General features: G+C 65.0%; 19 protein-coding genes. 13 read left to right on the top strand and 6 right to left on the bottom strand.

Annotation, left to right across the window (positions count from 1 at the left end):
* Nucleotides 1-261: 261 nt before the first annotated feature.
* On the top strand, nt 262-627 hold the full coding sequence (locus IE116_RS23015; protein WP_189615914.1) for a hypothetical protein: 366 nt from the start codon (nt 262-264) through the stop codon (nt 625-627).
* Nucleotides 628-649: 22 nt separating this feature from the next.
* Here IE116_RS23015 and IE116_RS23020 read toward each other — a convergent pair whose 3' ends face one another.
* Nucleotides 650-1,750, bottom strand: a complete 1,101-nt coding sequence (locus tag IE116_RS23020; protein WP_189615915.1) for a YeiH family protein — start codon at nt 1,748-1,750, stop codon at nt 650-652.
* Between the two features lie 144 nt (nt 1,751-1,894).
* On the opposite strand from IE116_RS23020, the gene IE116_RS23025 reads away from it, so the two are divergent.
* From IE116_RS23025 to IE116_RS23070, 10 genes are all read left to right on the top strand, one after another.
* Nucleotides 1,895-2,779: a LysR substrate-binding domain-containing protein gene (locus IE116_RS23025; RefSeq protein WP_229828836.1), complete on the top strand. Its 885-nt coding sequence runs from the start codon at nt 1,895-1,897 to the stop codon at nt 2,777-2,779.
* A 135-nt stretch (nt 2,780-2,914) separates the two neighbouring features.
* Nucleotides 2,915-3,682 carry an enoyl-CoA hydratase/isomerase family protein gene (locus IE116_RS23030; protein WP_189615917.1) on the top strand — a complete coding sequence of 256 codons (768 nt, stop codon included), beginning with the start codon at nt 2,915-2,917 and terminating at the stop codon, nt 3,680-3,682.
* On the top strand, nt 3,679-5,325 hold the full coding sequence (locus tag IE116_RS23035) for an AMP-binding protein (protein ID WP_189615918.1): 1,647 nt from the start codon (nt 3,679-3,681) through the stop codon (nt 5,323-5,325). Before IE116_RS23030 ends, IE116_RS23035 begins: the two co-directional genes overlap by 4 nt.
* A complete protein-coding gene (locus tag IE116_RS23040) occupies nt 5,322-6,266 on the top strand; it encodes a hydroxymethylglutaryl-CoA lyase (protein ID WP_189615920.1) in 945 nt (314 codons plus the stop codon). The genes IE116_RS23035 and IE116_RS23040 overlap by 4 nt, the downstream gene beginning before the upstream one ends.
* Entirely contained in the window at nt 6,263-6,754 is a 492-nt protein-coding gene (locus IE116_RS23045) for a PaaI family thioesterase (protein WP_189615929.1), read from the top strand. Before IE116_RS23040 ends, IE116_RS23045 begins: the two co-directional genes overlap by 4 nt.
* Before the next feature lie 36 nt (nt 6,755-6,790).
* A complete protein-coding gene (locus IE116_RS23050; RefSeq protein ID WP_189615931.1) occupies nt 6,791-7,294 on the top strand; it encodes a MarR family winged helix-turn-helix transcriptional regulator in 504 nt (167 codons plus the stop codon).
* 246 nt (nt 7,295-7,540) lie between these two features.
* Nucleotides 7,541-8,275, top strand: coding sequence for an enoyl-CoA hydratase/isomerase family protein (locus IE116_RS23055; protein ID WP_189615933.1), 735 nt, complete (start codon nt 7,541-7,543; stop codon nt 8,273-8,275).
* Entirely contained in the window at nt 8,275-9,471 is a 1,197-nt protein-coding gene (locus IE116_RS23060; protein ID WP_189615935.1) for a CaiB/BaiF CoA transferase family protein, read from the top strand. The genes IE116_RS23055 and IE116_RS23060 overlap by 1 nt, the downstream gene beginning before the upstream one ends.
* A gap of 82 nt (nt 9,472-9,553) precedes the next feature.
* Entirely contained in the window at nt 9,554-10,531 is a 978-nt protein-coding gene (locus tag IE116_RS23065) for a Bug family tripartite tricarboxylate transporter substrate binding protein (RefSeq protein ID WP_189615936.1), read from the top strand.
* Between the two features lie 2 nt (nt 10,532-10,533).
* Nucleotides 10,534-11,643: a mandelate racemase/muconate lactonizing enzyme family protein gene (locus IE116_RS23070; RefSeq protein ID WP_189615938.1), complete on the top strand. Its 1,110-nt coding sequence runs from the start codon at nt 10,534-10,536 to the stop codon at nt 11,641-11,643.
* Nucleotides 11,644-11,721: 78 nt separating this feature from the next.
* Here IE116_RS23070 and IE116_RS23075 read toward each other — a convergent pair whose 3' ends face one another.
* The 4 genes from IE116_RS23075 to IE116_RS23090 form a co-directional block, all read right to left on the bottom strand.
* On the bottom strand, nt 11,722-12,678 hold the full coding sequence (locus IE116_RS23075) for an NAD(P)H-dependent flavin oxidoreductase (protein WP_189615940.1): 957 nt from the start codon (nt 12,676-12,678) through the stop codon (nt 11,722-11,724).
* A gap of 55 nt (nt 12,679-12,733) precedes the next feature.
* Nucleotides 12,734-13,459 carry an enoyl-CoA hydratase/isomerase family protein gene (locus IE116_RS23080; protein ID WP_189615943.1) on the bottom strand — a complete coding sequence of 242 codons (726 nt, stop codon included), beginning with the start codon at nt 13,457-13,459 and terminating at the stop codon, nt 12,734-12,736.
* A gap of 181 nt (nt 13,460-13,640) precedes the next feature.
* Nucleotides 13,641-14,528, bottom strand: a complete 888-nt coding sequence (locus IE116_RS23085) for an alpha/beta hydrolase (RefSeq protein ID WP_229828839.1) — start codon at nt 14,526-14,528, stop codon at nt 13,641-13,643.
* Nucleotides 14,525-14,950 carry a YchJ family protein gene (locus IE116_RS23090; protein WP_189615944.1) on the bottom strand — a complete coding sequence of 142 codons (426 nt, stop codon included), beginning with the start codon at nt 14,948-14,950 and terminating at the stop codon, nt 14,525-14,527. The genes IE116_RS23085 and IE116_RS23090 overlap by 4 nt, the downstream gene beginning before the upstream one ends.
* Before the next feature lie 15 nt (nt 14,951-14,965).
* Between IE116_RS23090 and yaaA the strand changes: the two genes are divergently transcribed.
* Nucleotides 14,966-15,745, top strand: coding sequence for a peroxide stress protein YaaA (yaaA, locus tag IE116_RS23095; protein ID WP_189615945.1), 780 nt, complete (start codon nt 14,966-14,968; stop codon nt 15,743-15,745).
* Between the two features lie 42 nt (nt 15,746-15,787).
* Here the strand turns inward: yaaA and IE116_RS23100 are convergent, their stop codons facing one another.
* Nucleotides 15,788-18,214, bottom strand: coding sequence for a heavy metal translocating P-type ATPase (locus IE116_RS23100; protein ID WP_229828842.1), 2,427 nt, complete (start codon nt 18,212-18,214; stop codon nt 15,788-15,790).
* Nucleotides 18,215-18,351: 137 nt separating this feature from the next.
* On the opposite strand from IE116_RS23100, the gene cadR reads away from it, so the two are divergent.
* Nucleotides 18,352-18,807 carry a Cd(II)/Pb(II)-responsive transcriptional regulator gene (cadR, locus tag IE116_RS23105; protein ID WP_189615947.1) on the top strand — a complete coding sequence of 152 codons (456 nt, stop codon included), beginning with the start codon at nt 18,352-18,354 and terminating at the stop codon, nt 18,805-18,807.
* Nucleotides 18,808-18,809: the final 2 nt, after the last annotated feature.

The following is an 18,809-nucleotide window of genomic DNA, read 5'->3' on the forward strand; positions in this document are numbered from 1 at the left end:
TATACCCAGAACCCCTCGTAGCGAACGCTGCGGGGGGTTTTGCTTTTGGGGTCGCGCTGACTCCACTGCACATTCTCCTGTGCGCTGCTCCGCGCCCTCGGTGCATGGCTTCGCTGCTACCCCCGTTGCTGATAGAACGCTGACACCGCTGGTCAGCGTGCATTGGCAGCGCGTTGATATTCTGCGTCTCATCCGATCACCCGTTGTTGTGCCTTGGAAGCCGCCCGACCCGGCGCCTTCGCTGCACACCAGGAGCTGTCCATGAGCACTCAGATCCACACCTCGCCTCCCACCCGCCTTTTCAATCCTTGCGCCATCGATGCGGCCGCGACCATTGCGCGGCATGCGCAGTTGCGTGTGGCTGCCGTACCCCGCATTGGGGATGCGCCGGACGTGTTGGCAGCGATCGAAGCTGCGTTCAATCGCGTGGTGGCACAGCGTGAGGGATGGCTGGGCGAGGATGCCTATGCGGCGACGCTGTCAGCGTTCAAGCGCGACTTCGGCATGGCCGCAGCGGACTCGTGGGACACCTTATGTCATTGGCCGTTGAGCCGGGCGGCGCAGGTGCTGCATTACCTGAACGGTCGCTATGCGGAAGCGCTGGGACGCAGTCCCGAGATAGGTTGAGACGGCAGACTGTGGCCTCCGGTCACCGGATCGCGACACCCGTCAGGTGCATCACGCCCAAGTTGATGATGAGGCCGCCAACCAGCAAAAAGCCGAACAAGGTCGCGGCAAGGATCAGGGGCTTGGCGCCGGCCTGGCGGATGGCGCCGATGTGGGTGCGCATGCCAAGGGCGGCCATGGCGGTAGCGAGCAGCAGGAGGTCCAGCTTGAGCAGTACGCTGACGACTTCCCGGGGAATGATCTGGAGCGAGTTGACGCCGCTTGCCACGATGAACCATACGGCAAACCAGGGGATGCATAGCTTGCTGCGCTGGGCGCTGGCGCCCGCCGACCCGGTTGCCCCACCGGCGCCCGATTCAGCGCACTGAGGATCGTTGCGCTTGAAGCCCGACAGCAGCAAGAGGAAAGGGGCGAGCATCATGACGCGGATCATCTTTTCGATCACGGCCGTATTGGCCGCTTCCTGACCGATGGCATTGCCTGCGGCAACGACCTGCGCGACTTCGTGAATGGTCGAGCCGGCAAAGATGCCGAAGGCTTCCTGGTTCATGCCCAGCAGTGGGTACAGGAAGGGGTAGAGGAACATGGACAGCGTGCCGAACACGACGACCGTCGCAATGGCAACCGACACCTTGTGCGCCTGGCCTTTGACGACGGGTTCGCACGCCATGACCGCGGCGGCGCCGCAGATGGCGCTGCCGGCGCCGATCAGCATCGATGTTTCGCGGTCCAGTTTGAAGACCCGGGTGCCCAGTTGCACGGCAAGGGTGAACGTGAGCCCGACGATCAATGCGGCGATCAGAACGCCGGCCAAGCCTACCTGGGCGATCTGCTGGAAGCTGATCTGGAAGCCGTAAAGAATGATCCCCGCGCGCAGCAGCGTGGACTTGGCGAAGTCGACGCCCGGGTTGGCGTGGACCGCCACCTTCGCGTAGACCGTGTTGCCCAGAACAATGCCGATGACAATGGCCAGCGTCAGTGCGCTCAGCCCCAGCCCGGCCACCGCCGGAAGCATGGACAGGCCCAACGCGGCGGCGCCCACCGCTCCTGCGAGCAGGATGCCTGGCACGCGGCCCTTGAACAGGGGCGGGCGAAGGGCAAGACCGTCGGGCGCTGCGGACATGATCGACTTCCTTAGACATAAACGTTATGACGTTATGTCGGATACTAGGGGTCGTCAGGCCATGAGTACAGTTCATTTAAATTAACTTTGTATGAGCTGCGGTTATAAACTGGTCGGTTCTTGCCCCTTGCCGGTCTGCCCGCCATGCAACTGAATCTGCACCTGCTCCGCATCTTCCATCGCGTGGCGCTGCGCCAGAGCTTTTCCCGCGCGTCTGAAGACCTGTTCATCAGCCAGCCGGCGGTGTCGAAGGCGGTCAGGGAGCTCGAGCATTTGCTGGAACTGCCGCTGATCGAGCGTGGCGCGGGTGGCCCCCGGGGCAGCAAAGGGGTGCGACTGACAGAAAGTGGCGCGGCGCTGTTCGATCACGCGCGGGGCATCTTTGCGCTGGAGCGTGCGGCGGTCGAGGACATTGATCTGCGCATCAAGCTGCGACGGGGGACCCTGACGCTGGGCGCCAGCACCACGATTGCAAGCTACTGGTTGCCGCCGACACTGGGGCGGTTCGCGGAGTCCTATCCGTTGGCGTCTCCCCGGGTCGTGGTCGGCAACACGCATGAGGTGGTCGAGCAATTGCTGGACTGCCGGGTCGACCTGGCGCTGGTGGAAGGGCACGTGGATGACCCCCGGATCGACGTGGCGCACTGGCGGGATGACGAGATGGTGATCGTGGTGCCCATGGATTTTTCAGCGGGCATCGATCGGTTGCGTGCTGCGCGGTGGATCGTGCGGGAAGAAGGATCCGGCACCGGAGAGGCGAGCGCCGCCCAGCTGGCGGCGCTGGAGATCGTGCCGCAGGAACGCCTGGAAGTCGGCAGCAACGAGGCCATCGCCCGCATGGTGGCCGCAGGGATGGGGGCGGCCATCTTGCCGCGCGTGGCGATCGAGGATCTGGTCGCGCTCAAGCGGCTTGCCATCCTTTCGGTCACACCCGGAAAGCCGTTGCTGCGACCCCTGTATCGGCTCACCCTGCGCGACCGGCCGAAGAGCCCGGTGGCGGCCAGTTTCGAGGCATTGCTCGACGCTTAGGGCAGTGGCGCTCCAGCGTGCGTCACTGCACCGTTGCCTGCCGCGGCCCCTGCGGCGGGCTGCCCATATAGTTGTTATCGTCAACGAAGTAGTGTATAAAATCAACTATAAGCAAGCACCCGGAGGCAGTGCCACATGGCATACGAATTCACCACGATCACGCTCGATGTCAGCAACCATGTCGCGACGTTGACGCTGAACCGGCCCGAGAGCCGCAACGCACTGAATTCCCGCATGTGCGTGGAACTGGTGCAGGCGGCGGAGCTGCTGGCTGCCGATCCGGATGCGCATGTCGTCCTGATCCGCGGGGCGGGTCCGGTGTTCTGCGCCGGAGCTGATCTGAAAGAACGCAAGGACATGTCGACCGAAGAAATCACGGCGCGCCGGGTGCGGGGCTTTACGGCGTACGCGGCGATCGAGCGGTTGCCGCAGCCGGTGATTGCCGTGGTCCATGGCGCGGCCTTTGGGTCGGGATGTGAGATCGCCGGCGCCAGCGATTTCGTTCTGGCGTCGACCGAAGCGCGCTTCAAATATCCGGAAGTAGGTTGGGGCACCATCGGCGCAACGCAGCGCTTGCCGCGTATCGTGGGTGTGCGCATGGCCAAGGAACTGTTGTTCACGGGGCGTGTTGTTGACGCGCAGGAAGCGTTGACCCTGGGTCTGGTGAATCACGTGTACAGCGTGGACGAACTGCCTGCACGCGCGGCCGAGATGGCGGCGCAGATTGCGGCGGCAGCACCCCTGACCGTACGATTAACCAAACGCTGCGTCGATCAGGGTGTGGAGACGACACGCGAAGGCGCCATGGCGGTGGAGATGCTGGCCATTGAAGAAAACTTGCGCCATACCGACTGGAAGAAGGCGATTTCGTCATTCGGCAACAGCACCGGAGCCCAGTCATGATTGGCACACCCGTCACGCTGTACCAGGCACTGCTCGATACCGAAAAAACCTACGGCGCCAATGAAGCCTTCGTCTGCCAGGGCGAGCGCCTGACCTGGTCGCAGACGCTGGCCGGCACGCGGCGTATCGCCGCCGCCCTGCATGCGCGGGGGATCCGCAAGGGCGACCATGTCGGCATCATGATGGGCAACGGCGCGACGTGGCTGCAGATTTTTTTTGCATGCGCTGCGATCGGCGCCGTGACCGTGCCGGTCAACACGCGGTTCAAGACGGACGAGCTGGCTTTCTGCCTCAAGCAGGCGGACGTCAAACTGCTGATGTTTGTCGACAGCTTTCTGGGGATCGACTTTGTCGAGCTGCTCGAGGCAGTGGAGCCGGCGTTCGCCAGCCAACTGCCGGGTGACGTATTGCCCGAGTTGACCCATGCCGTGATGGCAGGGGATGGCAAGGCCCCGGCCGCGGCGCAGCGGTATGCGGACTTCCTGGCTGCCGGCGATGCCACGCAGGTGGACGTGGACGCATTGGCTGCGCAGGTCACGCCCGACGACATCCTGCTGATGCAGTTCACGTCGGGCACGACCTCGTTCCCCAAGGGCGTGATGCTGACGCACGCCAATATGGTGACCAACGCCTGGGCGGCGGGGCAGCGCATCGGGGTGCGCGCCGATGATCGTTATTTCAGCATCCGGCCGTTCTTCCATGTGTCCGGCACCACGCTGTCGGTGCTGGTGAGCCTGGTCTATGGCTGCTGCCTGTTGACCCTGCCGAAGTTCGATGTCGCCGAAACGCTGCGCATTCTGGACGAGGAACGCTGTACGCTGACATCCGGCAACGACACGATTTTCCTGATGATGATGGGCCACCCCGATTTCGACCCGAACAAGCTGCATCTGCGCGGCGGTTGGGCCGCGGCCGGACCCGAGGTCATGCAGCAGATCCAGGATGTGATGGGCGTGCCGAACGTCTGCAACGCTTATGGGCAATCCGAGGCATCGCCGAACGTGGTGCTGTCGGATCGCAACGATGCCTTCGAGTTGCGGGCGGCGGGCTGGGGCTTGCCGCATGAGGGTACCCAGGTGCGTATCGCCGATGCCGAGACGGGTGTCGAACCCCCGCGCGGCGAGCGGGGCGAGATCCAGGTAAAGGGATGGCACGTGATGCGTGGCTATTACAAGATGCCCGAGGCGACTGCCAAGGCCTTCACGCCCGATGGCTGGCTCAAGACCGGTGACCTGGGCGAGATGTCGGAAGACGGCCGGATCCGTATGGTGGGCCGCTTGAAGGATATGTATCGGGTGGGTGGCGAGAACGTTGCGCCGGCCGAAGTGGAAGAGACGCTGCATGCCCATCCGGCCGTCCAGCAGGCCCAGGTGATCGGCGTGCCCGATGCGCGACTGGGAGAGGTCACGGCCGCCTTCGTTTTGCTCAAGGCAGGCAAGACGGCCAGTTCGCAGGAGCTGATCGATTGGTGCAAGGGACGCTGCGCGAACTTCAAGGTGCCGCGCTACCTGGAGGTGGTCGATACCTTCGAGAACATCGGCATGACGGGCAGTTCGAAGGTGCAGAAGAACAAGTTGCGCGATCATGCGATCGTGTTGTTCGGACTCGGGTCGGGGCAGGCGCCCAAGGCGGTGCAAGGATGACCGACGTCACATTATGCGAGTGCTTCGCCCGCGACGGGCTCCAGCACGAAGTCGACTTCATTCCGACGGAAACCAAGGTCGCCCTGGTCAGGCAGTTCGCCGAGATCGGCTTCAAACGGGTCGAGGCGACGTCTTATTCGAATCCCAAGGTGGTGCCGCAGTTCGCGGACGCGAGCGAACTGCTCAAGTCCTTGCCGCGCCGCGAAGGCGTCTTCTACAAGGCGACCTGCGCGAACGTGCGTGCTGTCGAACGTGCGGTGGACGATCTGACCGCGGGCTTTGGCGCGAATGAGATCAGCCTGCTCGTATCGGCCAGCGAAAGCCATTCCATGAAGAATCTGCGGCGCAGCCGGGATGACCAGTGGCACAACGTGACGGACATGGTGCAGGCGGCGAAGGGCCAGTTCCGGCTGATCGGTACGGTATCGGTTGCCATGGGGTGTCCGTTTGAAGGCGATGTCGATCCCGCCAGCGTGATCGAGGATGTACGGCGATTCGCCGCGCTGGGTGTCCTGCACGTCGCCATTGGCGACACGACAGGCATGGCCACGCCCAAGACAGTCAAAGCCTTGTTCAGCCAGCTGCATGCCGAGGTCCCCGAGGTGCATACCGTTGCGCATTTCCATGACACGCGCGGCACGGCACTGGTGAATTATGTGGCCGCGCTGGATGCGGGCTGCCGCTATTTCGATTGCGCCTTTGGCGGCGTGGGCGGGCATCCGGCCAAGGTGAAATACGGCGGCGGGCACACCGGCAATGTGTCAACGGAAGATCTGGTCAGCCTGTTCGAATCGATGGGCGTGTCAACCGGTATCGACCTGGAAGGGATGCTGGAAGCCTCCGCGCAGTGTGAAGCCGCGCTGGGCCGCAGCCTGCACAGCCGCGTTGCCATGAGCGGACTGCATCCGCTGTTGCGGTCGGGCGCGAAGGCCGCTGCATGAACGACGACGTGCAGAGCGGCGCTGACGGTAAGCAAGACGCCGCCTCGCTCGCATCCTTGTCTGAAGGGTATGTGCCGAAGACCGTTGCATCGGGTCCCCTGGCCGGCTCGCCCATTGCCCGCTTCTCGGCCTGGCTGGGCATCGAAGTGCTGGAAGCGGATGGCGGCCGATCGGTGCTGCATCTGCCGCTCAAGCCTGAGCTGGCCAATCGGCGCAACACCATTCACGGCGGAGCGATCGCGACGCTGGTCGACTCGGCCATGGCGCTGGCGACGCGATCGGTGGAGGTCGGCCTTGAGACGCGGGGCACGGTCGACCTGAATATCCATTTTGTCTCACCCGGGCATGGCAGCCTGACGGCGACCGCGCAGGTCACGCATGCCGGTGGATCGATCGCATTCTGTCAATGCGAAGTAAGGGATACAACGCAAAAGCTGGTTGCAACGGCAATGAGCAGCTTCAAACTGCGACGCGCGAAGGCACTCTAAGGTAAATTGCAGGGGTTCCCTTAAAGAGATAGAAGAATGACCCGTCCTGTTCCCGCGAATCTGAAGGAGCTGTTCTCCTACCGCCTGAACCGTCTGGCCCACGTGTCGAGCCGCATGGCGGCCCGCGCCAATGAAAGCCAGTACGATCTCGGTTCCCGGGACTGGCGCATCATTGGCCTGCTCGGCGCCTTTGCTCCAATGTCGCTCAATGCCCTGGCGCACGAAGCCAATATCGACAAGAGCCAGGCCAGCCGCAGCGTTGGCGAACTGATCGACCGGGGCTATATCAAGCGCGGCGCCGATGAGTCCGATGGCCGGGGCGTGCGTCTCGATCTGACGACCCAGGGACGCGCGCTGTACCGCAAGGTGTTCCCCAAAGCGGTGGATCGCAATGAACGGATTCTTGAGATCCTGAGCCCCGAAGAGCGCGACGTGCTGGAACGTGCGATCGACAAGCTGACCGATCACACGCTGGGCCTGCTCGACGAACTGAAGAACAAGCCGGTGCGCGACCGCAGCAAGGCTGCCGTCAAACGCTGACCCTCCTGCAGTGTGCAGTGCGCTGACGTAGCGCAACCAAAAAAGCCCTGCCCGGGTGACCGCGGCGGGGCTTTTTTATCGCTTGAAAACGTCAACGACTGCCGCGGCGGGCACGCGGCGCAGCTGGCGCGGCCAAGGCCCCGGCCGGGGCAGATAGTTGATAAAATCAATTAAATGGTATATAAAATCAACTAGTTGCCGACCCTGTGGGGATCACGTCATCGACCCCGCGTCGTGAGGACCGATATGAATGAACTGCTGGTAGAAGATCGCGGCGCTGTCCGTATCCTGACGATGAATCGTCCCGAGAAACACAACGCCCTCAACACCGCGCTGACGCAGTCCCTGTTCGACGCGCTGCGTGATGCCGACACCGCGGCCGACGTGCATGCCGTGGTGCTGACCGGCGCCGGCAAGTCCTTCTGCGCCGGGGCCGATACGACCGAGTTCAGCGCCCTGGTGCCCGAGGCGCCGCATGCCGTCGGCGAGCGCGCACAGCTGACCACGCATCTGCACCTGGCCTTCTCGAGGATGGCCAAGCCTGTGATTGCCGCGGTGCGGGGCAATGCACTGGGTGGCGGGGCCGGGCTGGCGATTGCGTGCGACATGGCAGTGATGTCCGAAACCGTGCGCTTCGGCTACCCGGAGCTGAAGCACGGCATTGTTGCCGCAGTGGTGATGTCGAATCTGGTCCGCCAGATGGGACGCAAACAGGCGTTCGAATTGCTGGCGATGGCCGAGCCCATCGATGGCGCGCGGGCCCTGGCCCTGGGGATCGCCAATCGTGTCGAGCCGGATGACAAGGTGCTGGACGCGGCGGTGGAGATCGCGACCCGTGTGGCCAGCTGGAGCCCGATTGCCATGGCCACGACCAAACGACTGTTCCATCGCGTGGCCGACCTGACGCTGGCCGAAGGACTGGATGCAGGCCGCGATACCAATATCCTGATGCGCGGGTTTCGCGCCAAGGCGGCACCGTAATGCGGCCGCTCGATGGCGTGACCATCCTGGACCTGTCGCGGGTGCTGGCCTGCCCGTTCGCATCGATGATCCTGGCCGAGCTGGGCGCCACGGTCATCAAGGTGGAACAGCCGGGTGACGGTGACGAGACGCGCAGTTTCGAACCCAAGGTGGAAGGCGAGGGCGGCAGCGTGTCGGCCTATTACATGGCCTTCAATCGCAGCAAGCAGTCGGTGACGGTGAACTTGCGATCCCCCGAAGGTCAGGACGTGATCCGGCAACTGGCGTCCACGGCGGATGTGGTGCTGGAGAACTTTCCGGTCGGCACGCTCAAACGCTACGGCCTGGATTACGACCGCTTGCGCGCCTTCAACGAATCGCTGATCTACGTGTCCTGCACGGGCTTCGGGATGACAGGGCCCTATGCGCCGCGCAAGGGCTACGACACCGTCTTCCAGGCCATGGGCGGCATCATGAGCCTGACAGGCGAGAAGGGCGGCGGGCCGGTCAAACCGGGGCTGCCGGTGGCGGACCTGACATCCGGCCTGTGGGTGGCGATCGGCATCCTGTCGTCGCTGGTCGGGCGCGGCACGCATGGGCAAGGCTGCCATGTCGACTTCTCGATGATGGATGGGCAGGTCGGTCTGCTGTCGCTGGCAGCCGCACGCTTCTTTGCCTTGGGCGAAGTGCCGGCCAGGATGGGGACTGAACATCCAGGGCGCGTGCCTTCTGCAGCCTTCCGCTGCCGCGATGACAAGTGGGTGCAGGTGACCGGCAGCGATCAGCATTGGAAGCCGTTGTGCGACCTGCTGGGCCTGACCGAGTGGGCCGTCGACCCGGAGCTGGGCAAGAACCGCGCTCGGGTTGACCGCCGCCTGGAAGTGATGGCCGGCTTGCAGGAAGCGATCGGCAAGCTCGACCGCGATACATTTTGCCGGATGTGCGACGAGGCCAAGGTGCCGGCTGGCCCGATCCTGAGCGTGGACGAAGTGCTGACCAATGAACACGTGCTGGCGCGCGAGATGGTCGCCAGCTTTGCGCACCCGACCATCGGCACCTTCAATGCCGTGCCGGTGCCCTTCAAGTTTACCGGCTACGACAACCCCAGCCTGGCGCGGCCGCCTCTGCTGGGCGAGCACACTGAACAGATTCTGATGCAACAGCTGGGCATGAGCCGCGAGGCCGTCCAGGCCCTGCGGGACAAGAACGCGATCTGAACCAACCCGATACGACACCGCGCCCGGACACGCCTGCCAACAAGGCGATCCGACGCGACGGGCACCCACCAAGGAGAGAGACATGCATCACACGACATTACGGGTACTGAGCGTTGTTGCCGGACTGATCGCCAGCCTGGCGGCCAACGGCGTTTCGGCGCAGGCCTTTCCGACCAAGCCCATCGTGCTGGTCAATCCCTATGCGGCTGGCGGGCCGGCCGACCTGATCGCCCGCGCGCTGGCCAAGGACCTGGCCACGGAGCTTGGGCAAAGCGTGGTCGTCGAGAACAAGCCGGGCGCAGGGGCATCGATCGGTGCGGGCTTCGTGGCGCGGGCCGAGCCCGATGGCTACACCTTGCTGCTGGGCACGGCGGCCGCGCATATCGTGACGCCGCTGATCCAGAAGGTGCCGTATGACGGCATCCAGGACTTTGCCTTCGTGGCGCTGGCGCCGACGCAGCCGAATCTGCTGGTCGTGCACCCCGACGTGAAGGCCACCAACGTGAAGGAGCTGATCGCGCTGGCCAAGGCCAGTCCGGGCAAGCTCAACTATGGATCGTCCGGCGCGGGCACGTCGCCGCACCTGGGCGGGGAACTGCTCAAGCTGACCGCGAAGATCGACCTCGTACACATTCCCTATGGGGGCGCCGCGCCGGCCCTGACCGACCTGGTGGCGGGCCGTCTGCAAGCCGCGGTCATGAATCTGTCGGGCGAACTGCCGTACGTGAAGGCGGGCAAGCTGCGCGCGCTGGCGTATGCGTCGACCAAGCGGTCGCCCTTGCTGCCGGACGTGCCTACCTTTGCCGAAGTGGGCCTGGGCGGCGCCGAGTCGTCTTCGTGGTACACCGTGGCCGCGCCCAAGGGCACCCCCGCGCCGATCGTTGACAAAATCAACAAAGCGATCTCGACCGTGTATCAGCACGCCGAGTTTCGCAAGCTGATGGACGCGCAGGGCGCCGAAGTCACCGCCATGTCGCCTGAAGAGACCACGCGCTTCGTGAAGGAAGATGCCAAGCGCACCGTCGACCTCATCAAGAGCGCCAACCTGAAGCTGGAGTGACGATGGGCGACGCCGAATCGAAAGCCGGGGCATCGGTCGGCAGCTGCCTGATCGATCGGGTCGAGATCACGCCGTGCCGTCAGCGGCAGGATGATCCGACCTGGCGTTTTGCGCGCGGCACCATCACGCACGTGGATGGCTGGATCGTGGCACTGACATCGCGCGCGGGTGACGCGGGATACGGGCACGTACTGGGCACACCGATCTACGCGCCGGATGTCGCGCGGATCGAACCGGTGTTGCACGCGCTGGCCGGCGTGGTGCAGGGCAAGAATGCCTTCGAACTTGAGGCCCTGCATGCCCTGCTCGTTCCTGTAGCCGAAGACGAGGCCTGCGCCTTGTCGGGTTTCGTGAACGCCCTGTATGACCTGGTCGCGCGGACCTTGCGCATTCCGCTGCATACGTTGCTGGGCGGCAAGGTGCGCGACCGGATCGAGGCGTCGCGGCTCATCCCGCTCAAGTCGCCGGACGCCATGGCGGACCATTGTGCGCGGCTGGTGCACGAGGGCTACCGGTGCCTGAAGATCAAGCTGAGTGGCGAGGCCGATCTGGATGTGGCGCGGGTGTCTACCGTGCGTACGCGGGTCGGTGCTGCGATCACCCTGACCGTCGACGCCAACCAGGCCTACGATGCCGACGGCGCGATTGACGTGTGTCGCGCGCTGCAACCCTATGGCATTGCGATGATGGAACAGCCCGTGCCGGCAGACGATGTGGATGGGCTGATACGGGTGCATGCAAGCGGGCTGTTGCCGATCGAGGCGGACGAGTCGATCAAGACGCTGCGTGGACTGGTGACCCTGATCGGACAGGGCGCCGCGGATTCGTACAACCTGAAGCTGCATTACCTGGGCGGCATCCGCAATACGCTGATCGCGATACGGATCTGCGAAGCGGCGGGCGTCGGATATAGGTTCGGTGCGATCTTCGGGCCGCGTCTGCTGGCCGCGCAAGGGGTGGCGGTGGCGTCGGTGGCCGGGACGATCCACGCCGGCGCAGAGCTGTCTGAATTCGAGCATCTGCTGGATGATCCCTTCAGCGGTCTGACGACCGAGAACGGCGCGTTGGCGGTGCCGGACGGGATCGGGTCGGGGGTGACGTTGGGTGAGTGATGGGCTGTGGCTGAGCGGCGGGGGTGAGGTGGCGCGGGTTCCTGTCATCGCCTCGGCCGCAGGGTCCCGCGTGGTTCCTTAGTTGATGGCGTCGCGCAGTTCCGCAATCGCGGCTTCGGTCTCGCGCATCAGGCGTGCGACCAACTGGCCGGCGGGCTCCAGGGTGTCGATCAAGCCTGCACTCTGGCCCGCTTCGATCTTGCCCTGTTCGACATTGCCTTCCAGCGCCGCCAGCTTGAGCGAGCTGCCGGCGAACAAGGCATCCAGGGCCTCGTCGCCGGCACCGGACGTTTCCGCCGCGGCATAGGCCGCGGAAAATGCATTCTTGACCATGCGAATGGGTGATCGGCCTTTACCCACGACGGCCGTGTCATTGACGCGCGCCTGCAGCACCGCGTCCTTGTAGGCCTGGTGCAGGCCGGATTCCGGTGTGAGCAGAAAGCGGGTGCCGAGCAGCGCCGCGCCGGCGCCCAGGGCCAGCATCGATGCAATGCCCGCGCCATCCGCGATGCCCCCGCCGCCGATCACCGGGATCGACACCGCCTTGACCGTCGAGCGCACCAGGACCACCGTGCCGACTTCTTCGGGTCCCGGATGTCCGCCGGCTTCATAGCCCACGGCAATCACGGCGTCGACGCCCGCGTCTTCCGCCTTTTTGGCATGCAGGGGATTGGCAGTAACCTGGATCCATGTGACGCCGGCAGCCTTGAACCGCGCAATGTGCGCCTTGGGACCGCCCTGGGACGCAATGATGATGGGCACACGTTCTTCAAGCACGATGTCCAGGAATTCGGCGGCGCGTTTGTTGTAGAGCGGAACGTTGACGGCGAACGGGCGCGCCGTGCCTTCTCGCACTTCACGGATGGCGGCACGCAAGGCGTCGGGGTACATCGGCCCGGCCGCGATCACGCCCAGCCCGCCGGCCTGCGACACCGCCAAGGCCAGCGCCGCATTGGACGACGCCCAGCTCATGCCGCCCTGAATGATGGGGTGTTCGATATCGAGCAGGCGTGTGATGCGGGTGGTCAGGGTCATCGTGGCGTCCAGTGGAAGGCGGCGTCCGGCGTCGTGTCTTGATGGGATAGGGCGTTCAGTGGCCCGGGGCCTGCTGGCGCAGGGCAGTGTTGACATCGCGATTGGCCATGACAGCGTCGCCCTGAGTCATGTCGAACGCGGCATGGAACACGCGTTTGGAAGTTTGCATGGCGGCAGCCGGAAAGGCCGCAAGCCGGGCGGCCAACGCCAAGGCCGCAGGCAGCAATTCGTCTGCGGGCACCAGTTGATTGATGAGGTTCAAGGCGAGTGCGCGGTCCGCGCCGATCGGCTCGCCGGTGCCTATCAATTCGAACGCGATCTTGGGACCGACCTGGCGAATCAGGTTGGGAATAAGCAGGGCGGCCGTGATGCCGTGCTTGACCTCGGGATAGCCGAAGCGCGCGGCCGGGGATGCAACGACCAGGTCGCAACTCAGCGCCAGGCCTGCGCCGCCGCCGATCGCGCCGCCGTTGACGGCGGCAATGACGGGTGTGGTCATGCGTTGCGGCGCCAGCAGCAGGTCGACCAGCAGGGCGTTGCGTTCGGCCAGTACGGCTTCAGGATCCGGCGCGTTGCGGGATTCTTCAAGGTCCGCGCCTGCACAAAACGCCGAGCCATTGCCGGTGATGACGACGCAGCGGATGGCATCGTCGCGGTCGGCTACCGCCAATTCGTCGAGCAGCGCGCGGATCAGGCCGTTCGTCAGCGCATTGCGCTTGGCATGCCGATCCAGCGTAAGGAGTCGGGTCTGGTCCTGCGTGCTGACGAGAAGGTCGGCCATGGTGTTCCTGAAGGTGCGCTGATAGTTGACAATGATAACTAGATAGTTAACTTTGTCAACTTGTTGGGGCGGCTTGGTGGGACGCCGAGGACCTGTTCGTCACGCCTCCGCACCGGTGGCGCGGGCGCTGCAAATCGCATCGGCGACGGCCCTTGCGTGCGCTCGCAATGCGGCCGTCGCGTCAGTCCTGCAGCAGCTCCAATGCGGCTTGCATCAGGGCCGAATCCGGCTCGGCAAAGCCGTCGCAGACGGTCATGTGATTGAGGCCGGGCAGGGCCACGTCGCGCACGACGTTGTCGGGCCAGCGCTCGGCGATCAATGCGGTCTGGCGCTTGAACTCGCCGCTTTCGTCGCCACCCACCGCGGTGATCAGGCGCGCGTCCGAGCCTGGCGACATGAAGGCTGGCGACAGCATGTCCACGCGTTGCGGGGTCAGCCCCAGCGCGGCCAGGAACGGCGCCTTCGACAGCGGGTCGAGGTCGAACAGGCCGCTGATGGCAAGGCCGCCGTGGATCAGCGTCTGGGGCAGGTCATTGCCCCATTGCGGCCAGCGCGCAGCGATCATCATGGCGGTCAGATGGCCTCCGGCGGAATGCCCGCTGGTGACGATGCGCTCGCGATCGATGCGCAGGCTGTCGGCATGGCGGTACATCCAGGCATGCGCGGCCAGCATCTGGCGCACGATGCCTTCGATCGGATGGGCGGGCGCCAGCGCATAGTCGACTACGGCGACCGACACGCCTTGCCTGACGAGTTCGGGCGCGACCCATGAAAAATCCGACTTGTTCAGCGCACGCCAATAGCCGCCGTGCATGAACACGAACAGCGGCGCGTCGGCCGATTCGGCGGGAAAGAAGTCCAGGGTCTCGCCGGGCTGGTCGCCATAGGCCAGCGTGCGCATGCGCGGCTGGCGGTGACGCGCCTCGACGCTGGCTTCGGCCCAATGGGCCTGGATGGCGTGGAATTCCGGCACCCGCAAGCGAGTGTTGTAGTGCGCTTCGAAGTACTCAGGCGTGCCGGGCGTGGGGTCGGCGTCAGTCGAGGGCGTGCGTCGGGAGGTCGCCATCATCGCAGCGCCCGTTTGGCTTCCTTGGGGAAGTCGCCATCAACGTATTGCCAGATGCCGGCTTCACGGGTGAAGCGGCTGACTTCATGCATGCGCTGCGCGCGGCCCGCGAACTTGCTGCGCGCCACGAATTCGACCGTGGCGTGGTCATCACCGGTATCGGCGTGGCCGCGCAATTCGAGGCCCAGCCATTGCATGCCGGGTGGATTGGGATCGAGCGTGATGGGCCGCGTGCTGGGGTGCCAGGTATCCAGCAGGTAATCGAGGTCGTCCAGCACGAAGGCGCTGTACCGCGAGCGCATCAATGACGGCGCATCGGGCGCCTTGAGCCGGTCCGGTCCGGCGTGCCAGCGGCCGCAGCACGCCACGTAGGGCAGGCGGACGCCACAGGGGCACATTTGGTCTACAGTATCGCCTCGCTTCATTTGTCGGTACCCACCATGCTGTTTTTGCTTTCGCCCGCCAAGAAACTCGACTTCGAATCGCCGGCCCACGTCGCCAAGCACACGCAACCCCTGTTCCTGGATCAGGCCGCGTCATTGATCGAGGTGCTGCGACGCAAGTCGCCGCGCGAGATCGCCAAGCTGATGGATCTGAGCGAGACGCTGTCCACCCTGAACTCGGAGCGATACCACGACTGGACTCCCGAGTTTACGACCGAAAATGCGAAGCAGGCGGTGCTGGCGTTCAACGGCGACGTGTATGAAGGCCTGGACGCGCCGCACCTGTCGGCCAAACAGCTGGACTGGGCGCAGCAGCATCTGGTGATCCTGAGCGGCCTGTACGGCGCCTTGCGGCCGCTGGATCTGATGCAGCCCTATCGGCTGGAGATGGGCACCAGGCTGGAAACCCAGAGCGGCAAGAACCTGTACCAGTTCTGGGGTGGCGACATTGCCGCCTATCTGAACAAGCGGCTCAAGGGCAAGGACGAGCGCGTCATCATCAACCTGGCGTCCGAGGAATACTTCAAGTCGGTGGACCGCAACGTGCTGGATACCCGCGTCGTGCAGTGCGTGTTCGAAGACAAGAAGGGTGATGGCTACAAGGTCATCAGCTTCTATGCCAAACGGGCGCGGGGCCTGATGGTGCGCTACGCCATCGAGCACCAGGCGGCCGCCCCCAAGGATCTGCTGGGCTTCGACAAGGCGGGGTACACGTATGCGAAGGCTGCGTCGACCGCCGACCGCCTGGTGTTCCGCCGCGACGTTGCCGCGGACTGATCTGCGTCGTGCGCCGGCGCCGCGTCATGCAGTGCCCCCTCTTCAGGCGGCGACCGGCTTGCCCACTGGCCTGGATTTGAGCTGACCCTCGCGCGGAGCACGCAGCAGCCGCAGCCCGTTGAACACAACCAGCAGGCTGCCGCCCGCATCGGCAAACACGGCCATCCACAGCGTGGCATGGCCAGTAAACGTCAGGCCGAAAAACACGATCTTGAGCAGCAGCGCGAACGCGATGTTCTGCATCAGCACCGACGCCGTCCGCCGCGACAGGCGGATGAATTCCGGGATCTTGCGCAGGTCGTCCTGCATCAGCGCCACGTCGGCGGTTTCGATCGCCGTGTCGGTGCCTGCCGCGCCCATGGCGAATCCGATATCGGCGCGGGCCAGTGCGGGCGCGTCGTTCACGCCATCGCCCACCATGCCGATCCGGCCTTGGCCGGCCAGCTCGGTCACGATACGCAGCTTGTCTTCGGGCAGCAGGTTGCCGCGCGCATCGACAATGCCCAGCGACGTGCCGACGGCGGCCACCGTGGCGGCGTTGTCCCCTGACAGCATCACAGTGCGCACGCCCAGGGCGTTGAGTTCGGCAATGGCCTGCCGGCTAGTGTCGCGCACGGTGTCGGCCACGGCCAGCAGGGCCAGCGCCTGGCCTTTCCTTGCCAGCACCACGGCTGTCTTGCCTTGGCGCTCCAGCGTGTCCATGGCGCTGGCCATGGCGGGCGTGTCGGCGCCGATGTCCCGCATCAGGCGGGGATTGCCGACGTAGTACATGACGCCGTCGATGGCGCCCTGCACGCCGCGGCCGGGCAGGGACTGGAAGTCGGCCACGTCGGCCAGGTCAGTGGCGGCAATCCCGCGCGCAATCGCGACCGCGACGGGGTGGGGCGACAGGACGTCGATGCTGGCGGCAAGGCGGTGCGCGGCGTCGCGGGACAGGGCGGGTGATTCCGCCACGGCATCGAGCACGACGATGTCGGTCAACGTCGGCTTGCCTTCGGTCAGCGTGCCGGTCTTGTCCAGCGCGAGCGCCGTCAGGCGGCGGCCCTGCTCCAGGTACAGGCCACCCTTGACCAGGATGCCGCGCCGCGCCGCAGCCGTCAGGCCACTGACGATCGTGACGGGCGTGGAGATGACCAGCGCGCAGGGGCACGCGATCACCAGCAGCACCAGGGCGCGATAGATCCACGGCTGCCAGGGCGCACCGAAGGCCAGCGGCGCCACCACCGCGACCGCGATGGCCGCAAGGAACACGATGGGCGTGTAGACACGCGCAAAGCGGTCGATGAAGCGCTGCGTGGGCGCGCGCTGCGCCTGCGCGTCCTGCACCGAACGGGCAATCCGGTCCAGCATGGTGTCGCCCTTGCGGGTCGCCACTTCGATTTCCAGTACGCCGTCCTGATTGATGGTGCCGGCAAAGACGCGGTCGCCGGGCTGCTTGTCGACCGGCATGCTTTCGCCGGTGATGGGCGCCTGGTCGATGCTCGACACGCCGCGCACCACGACCCCATCCAGCACTACCCGTTCGCCGGGCCGCACGCGCACGATCTGGCCGATGGTCAGGGTGTCGACCGACTGTTCCTGCCACGCGCCGTCGGGCTGCCGCACCAGGGCGCGATCGGGCGCCAGCGCGGTCAGGCTGCGGATCGCATTGCGCGCGCGTTCCAGGCTCAAGGCCTCGATCATTTCGGCAATGCCGAACAGCCAGATCACGACAGCCGCTTCCGGCCATTGACCGATCAGGACGGCGCCTATCACGGCGACGGTCATGAGCAGATTAATGTTCAGCGTCAGGTTCTTGAGCGCAATCCAGCCTTTGCGCAGGGTGGGCAGGCCACCGATCACAATCGCGGCCAGGGCGAGCACGGCCGTTGGCCACGACGTTTCGTTGCCGGTGCTGTAGGCCACGACTTCGGAACCGATCGCCAGCACGCCGGCGATGCCCATGCGCCAGGCCATGGCGCGGGACACGGCAGGGGCGGGCGGCGTGGGCGCGGCGCCTTCCTGACCGGGCGCGTTCAGCAGCACCGGTTTCATGTCCAGCCCGCGGATGGTCGCCATCAGCGGCTCGGGGTTGGGCAGGTCGTGATGGACGCGCAACGTGCGTTCGATCAGGTTGAACGCGAGCTGACGCACGCCGGGCAGGGGTTCGAGCGCCTTGCGCAGCAGCCGTTCTTCGGTCGGGCAGTCCATCTGGTCGATGCGGAAGAGCGAAAACGGCGTGCCATCGGGCGCGGGCTGAGCGGCGGCGGAGGCAGCCAGGGTGGCGGTATCGGCGGCGCAGCAGGCGTCTTGGGCATGCGCGTGAGCGTGCGCATGTGCGTGGTCACGAGAGTGCTCGTGGCCGTGGTCATCGTGCGCGCAGCAGCCTGCTTCTGCGGGCGAGGCGGACGGTTTCCCGGACACGGAACGCGCCGTGACGTCATCTGCGGATGCGGGGGTACTGCCGCAGCAGCCCTTCGAGTCGGACATGGGTCCTCCAATCATGAACTCCTATTGGAAACCCTATAGCAAGTACAGAGTCAAGTTTTCTGCCCAGAGTGCGCTATGCTTCTGTAACAACGAGTCGGGAGCAACCAGCTCCCCGAAGAATCGGTTCGAGGTGCGATATGAAAATCGGCGAACTGGCCGCACGTACCAACACACCGGTGGAGACCATTCGCTACTACGAGCGTGAGGCGCTGTTGCCGCCTCCCGCGCGCACGGCGGGTAACTATCGGATTTACGGTGAAAGCCACGTGGAACGTCTGCAGATGATCCGGCACTGCCGATCGCTGGACATGACGTTGGGCGAGATCCGCCGATTGCTGGAGTTTCGCGACGCGCCGAATGCCAGCTGTGGCGAGATCAATGCCCTGCTGGACGAGCACATCGGCCACGTGGCGACCCGCATCACCGAACTGCGCGCCCTGCAAAAGCAATTGAAAAGCCTGCGGGAACAATGCCTGCAGGCCAAGGCCGCGAAAGACTGTGGCATCTTGCAGACCCTGTCCGAGGCGGTGGATCCGCCACCTCGGCACGATTCGACGCACAAGCACGGACTGCTCGGGCCAACGCACGGGTAATG

It is taken from the genome of Pigmentiphaga litoralis, from assembly GCF_014651835.1.
Classification (GTDB): Bacteria; Pseudomonadota; Gammaproteobacteria; order Burkholderiales; family Burkholderiaceae_B; genus Pigmentiphaga; species Pigmentiphaga litoralis.

Bases quoted from the DNA above. Each gene is read 5' to 3' on its own strand.
- IE116_RS23015 (WP_189615914.1), top strand. From the start codon at position 262: ATGAGCACTCAGATCCACACCTCGCCTCCCACCCGCCTTTTCAATCCT.
- IE116_RS23020 (WP_189615915.1), bottom strand. From the start codon at position 1,750: ATGTCCGCAGCGCCCGACGGTCTTGCCCTTCGCCCGCCCCTGTTCAAG.
- IE116_RS23025 (WP_229828836.1), top strand. From the start codon at position 1,895: ATGCAACTGAATCTGCACCTGCTCCGCATCTTCCATCGCGTGGCGCTG.
- IE116_RS23030 (WP_189615917.1), top strand. From the start codon at position 2,915: ATGGCATACGAATTCACCACGATCACGCTCGATGTCAGCAACCATGTC.
- IE116_RS23035 (WP_189615918.1), top strand. From the start codon at position 3,679: ATGATTGGCACACCCGTCACGCTGTACCAGGCACTGCTCGATACCGAA.
- IE116_RS23040 (WP_189615920.1), top strand. From the start codon at position 5,322: ATGACCGACGTCACATTATGCGAGTGCTTCGCCCGCGACGGGCTCCAG.
- IE116_RS23045 (WP_189615929.1), top strand. From the start codon at position 6,263: ATGAACGACGACGTGCAGAGCGGCGCTGACGGTAAGCAAGACGCCGCC.
- IE116_RS23050 (WP_189615931.1), top strand. From the start codon at position 6,791: ATGACCCGTCCTGTTCCCGCGAATCTGAAGGAGCTGTTCTCCTACCGC.
- IE116_RS23055 (WP_189615933.1), top strand. From the start codon at position 7,541: ATGAATGAACTGCTGGTAGAAGATCGCGGCGCTGTCCGTATCCTGACG.
- IE116_RS23060 (WP_189615935.1), top strand. From the start codon at position 8,275: ATGCGGCCGCTCGATGGCGTGACCATCCTGGACCTGTCGCGGGTGCTG.
- IE116_RS23065 (WP_189615936.1), top strand. From the start codon at position 9,554: ATGCATCACACGACATTACGGGTACTGAGCGTTGTTGCCGGACTGATC.
- IE116_RS23070 (WP_189615938.1), top strand. From the start codon at position 10,534: ATGGGCGACGCCGAATCGAAAGCCGGGGCATCGGTCGGCAGCTGCCTG.
- IE116_RS23075 (WP_189615940.1), bottom strand. From the start codon at position 12,678: ATGACCCTGACCACCCGCATCACACGCCTGCTCGATATCGAACACCCC.
- IE116_RS23080 (WP_189615943.1), bottom strand. From the start codon at position 13,459: ATGGCCGACCTTCTCGTCAGCACGCAGGACCAGACCCGACTCCTTACG.
- IE116_RS23085 (WP_229828839.1), bottom strand. From the start codon at position 14,528: ATGATGGCGACCTCCCGACGCACGCCCTCGACTGACGCCGACCCCACG.
- IE116_RS23090 (WP_189615944.1), bottom strand. From the start codon at position 14,950: ATGAAGCGAGGCGATACTGTAGACCAAATGTGCCCCTGTGGCGTCCGC.
- yaaA (WP_189615945.1), top strand. From the start codon at position 14,966: ATGCTGTTTTTGCTTTCGCCCGCCAAGAAACTCGACTTCGAATCGCCG.
- IE116_RS23100 (WP_229828842.1), bottom strand. From the start codon at position 18,214: ATGTCCGACTCGAAGGGCTGCTGCGGCAGTACCCCCGCATCCGCAGAT.
- cadR (WP_189615947.1), top strand. From the start codon at position 18,352: ATGAAAATCGGCGAACTGGCCGCACGTACCAACACACCGGTGGAGACC.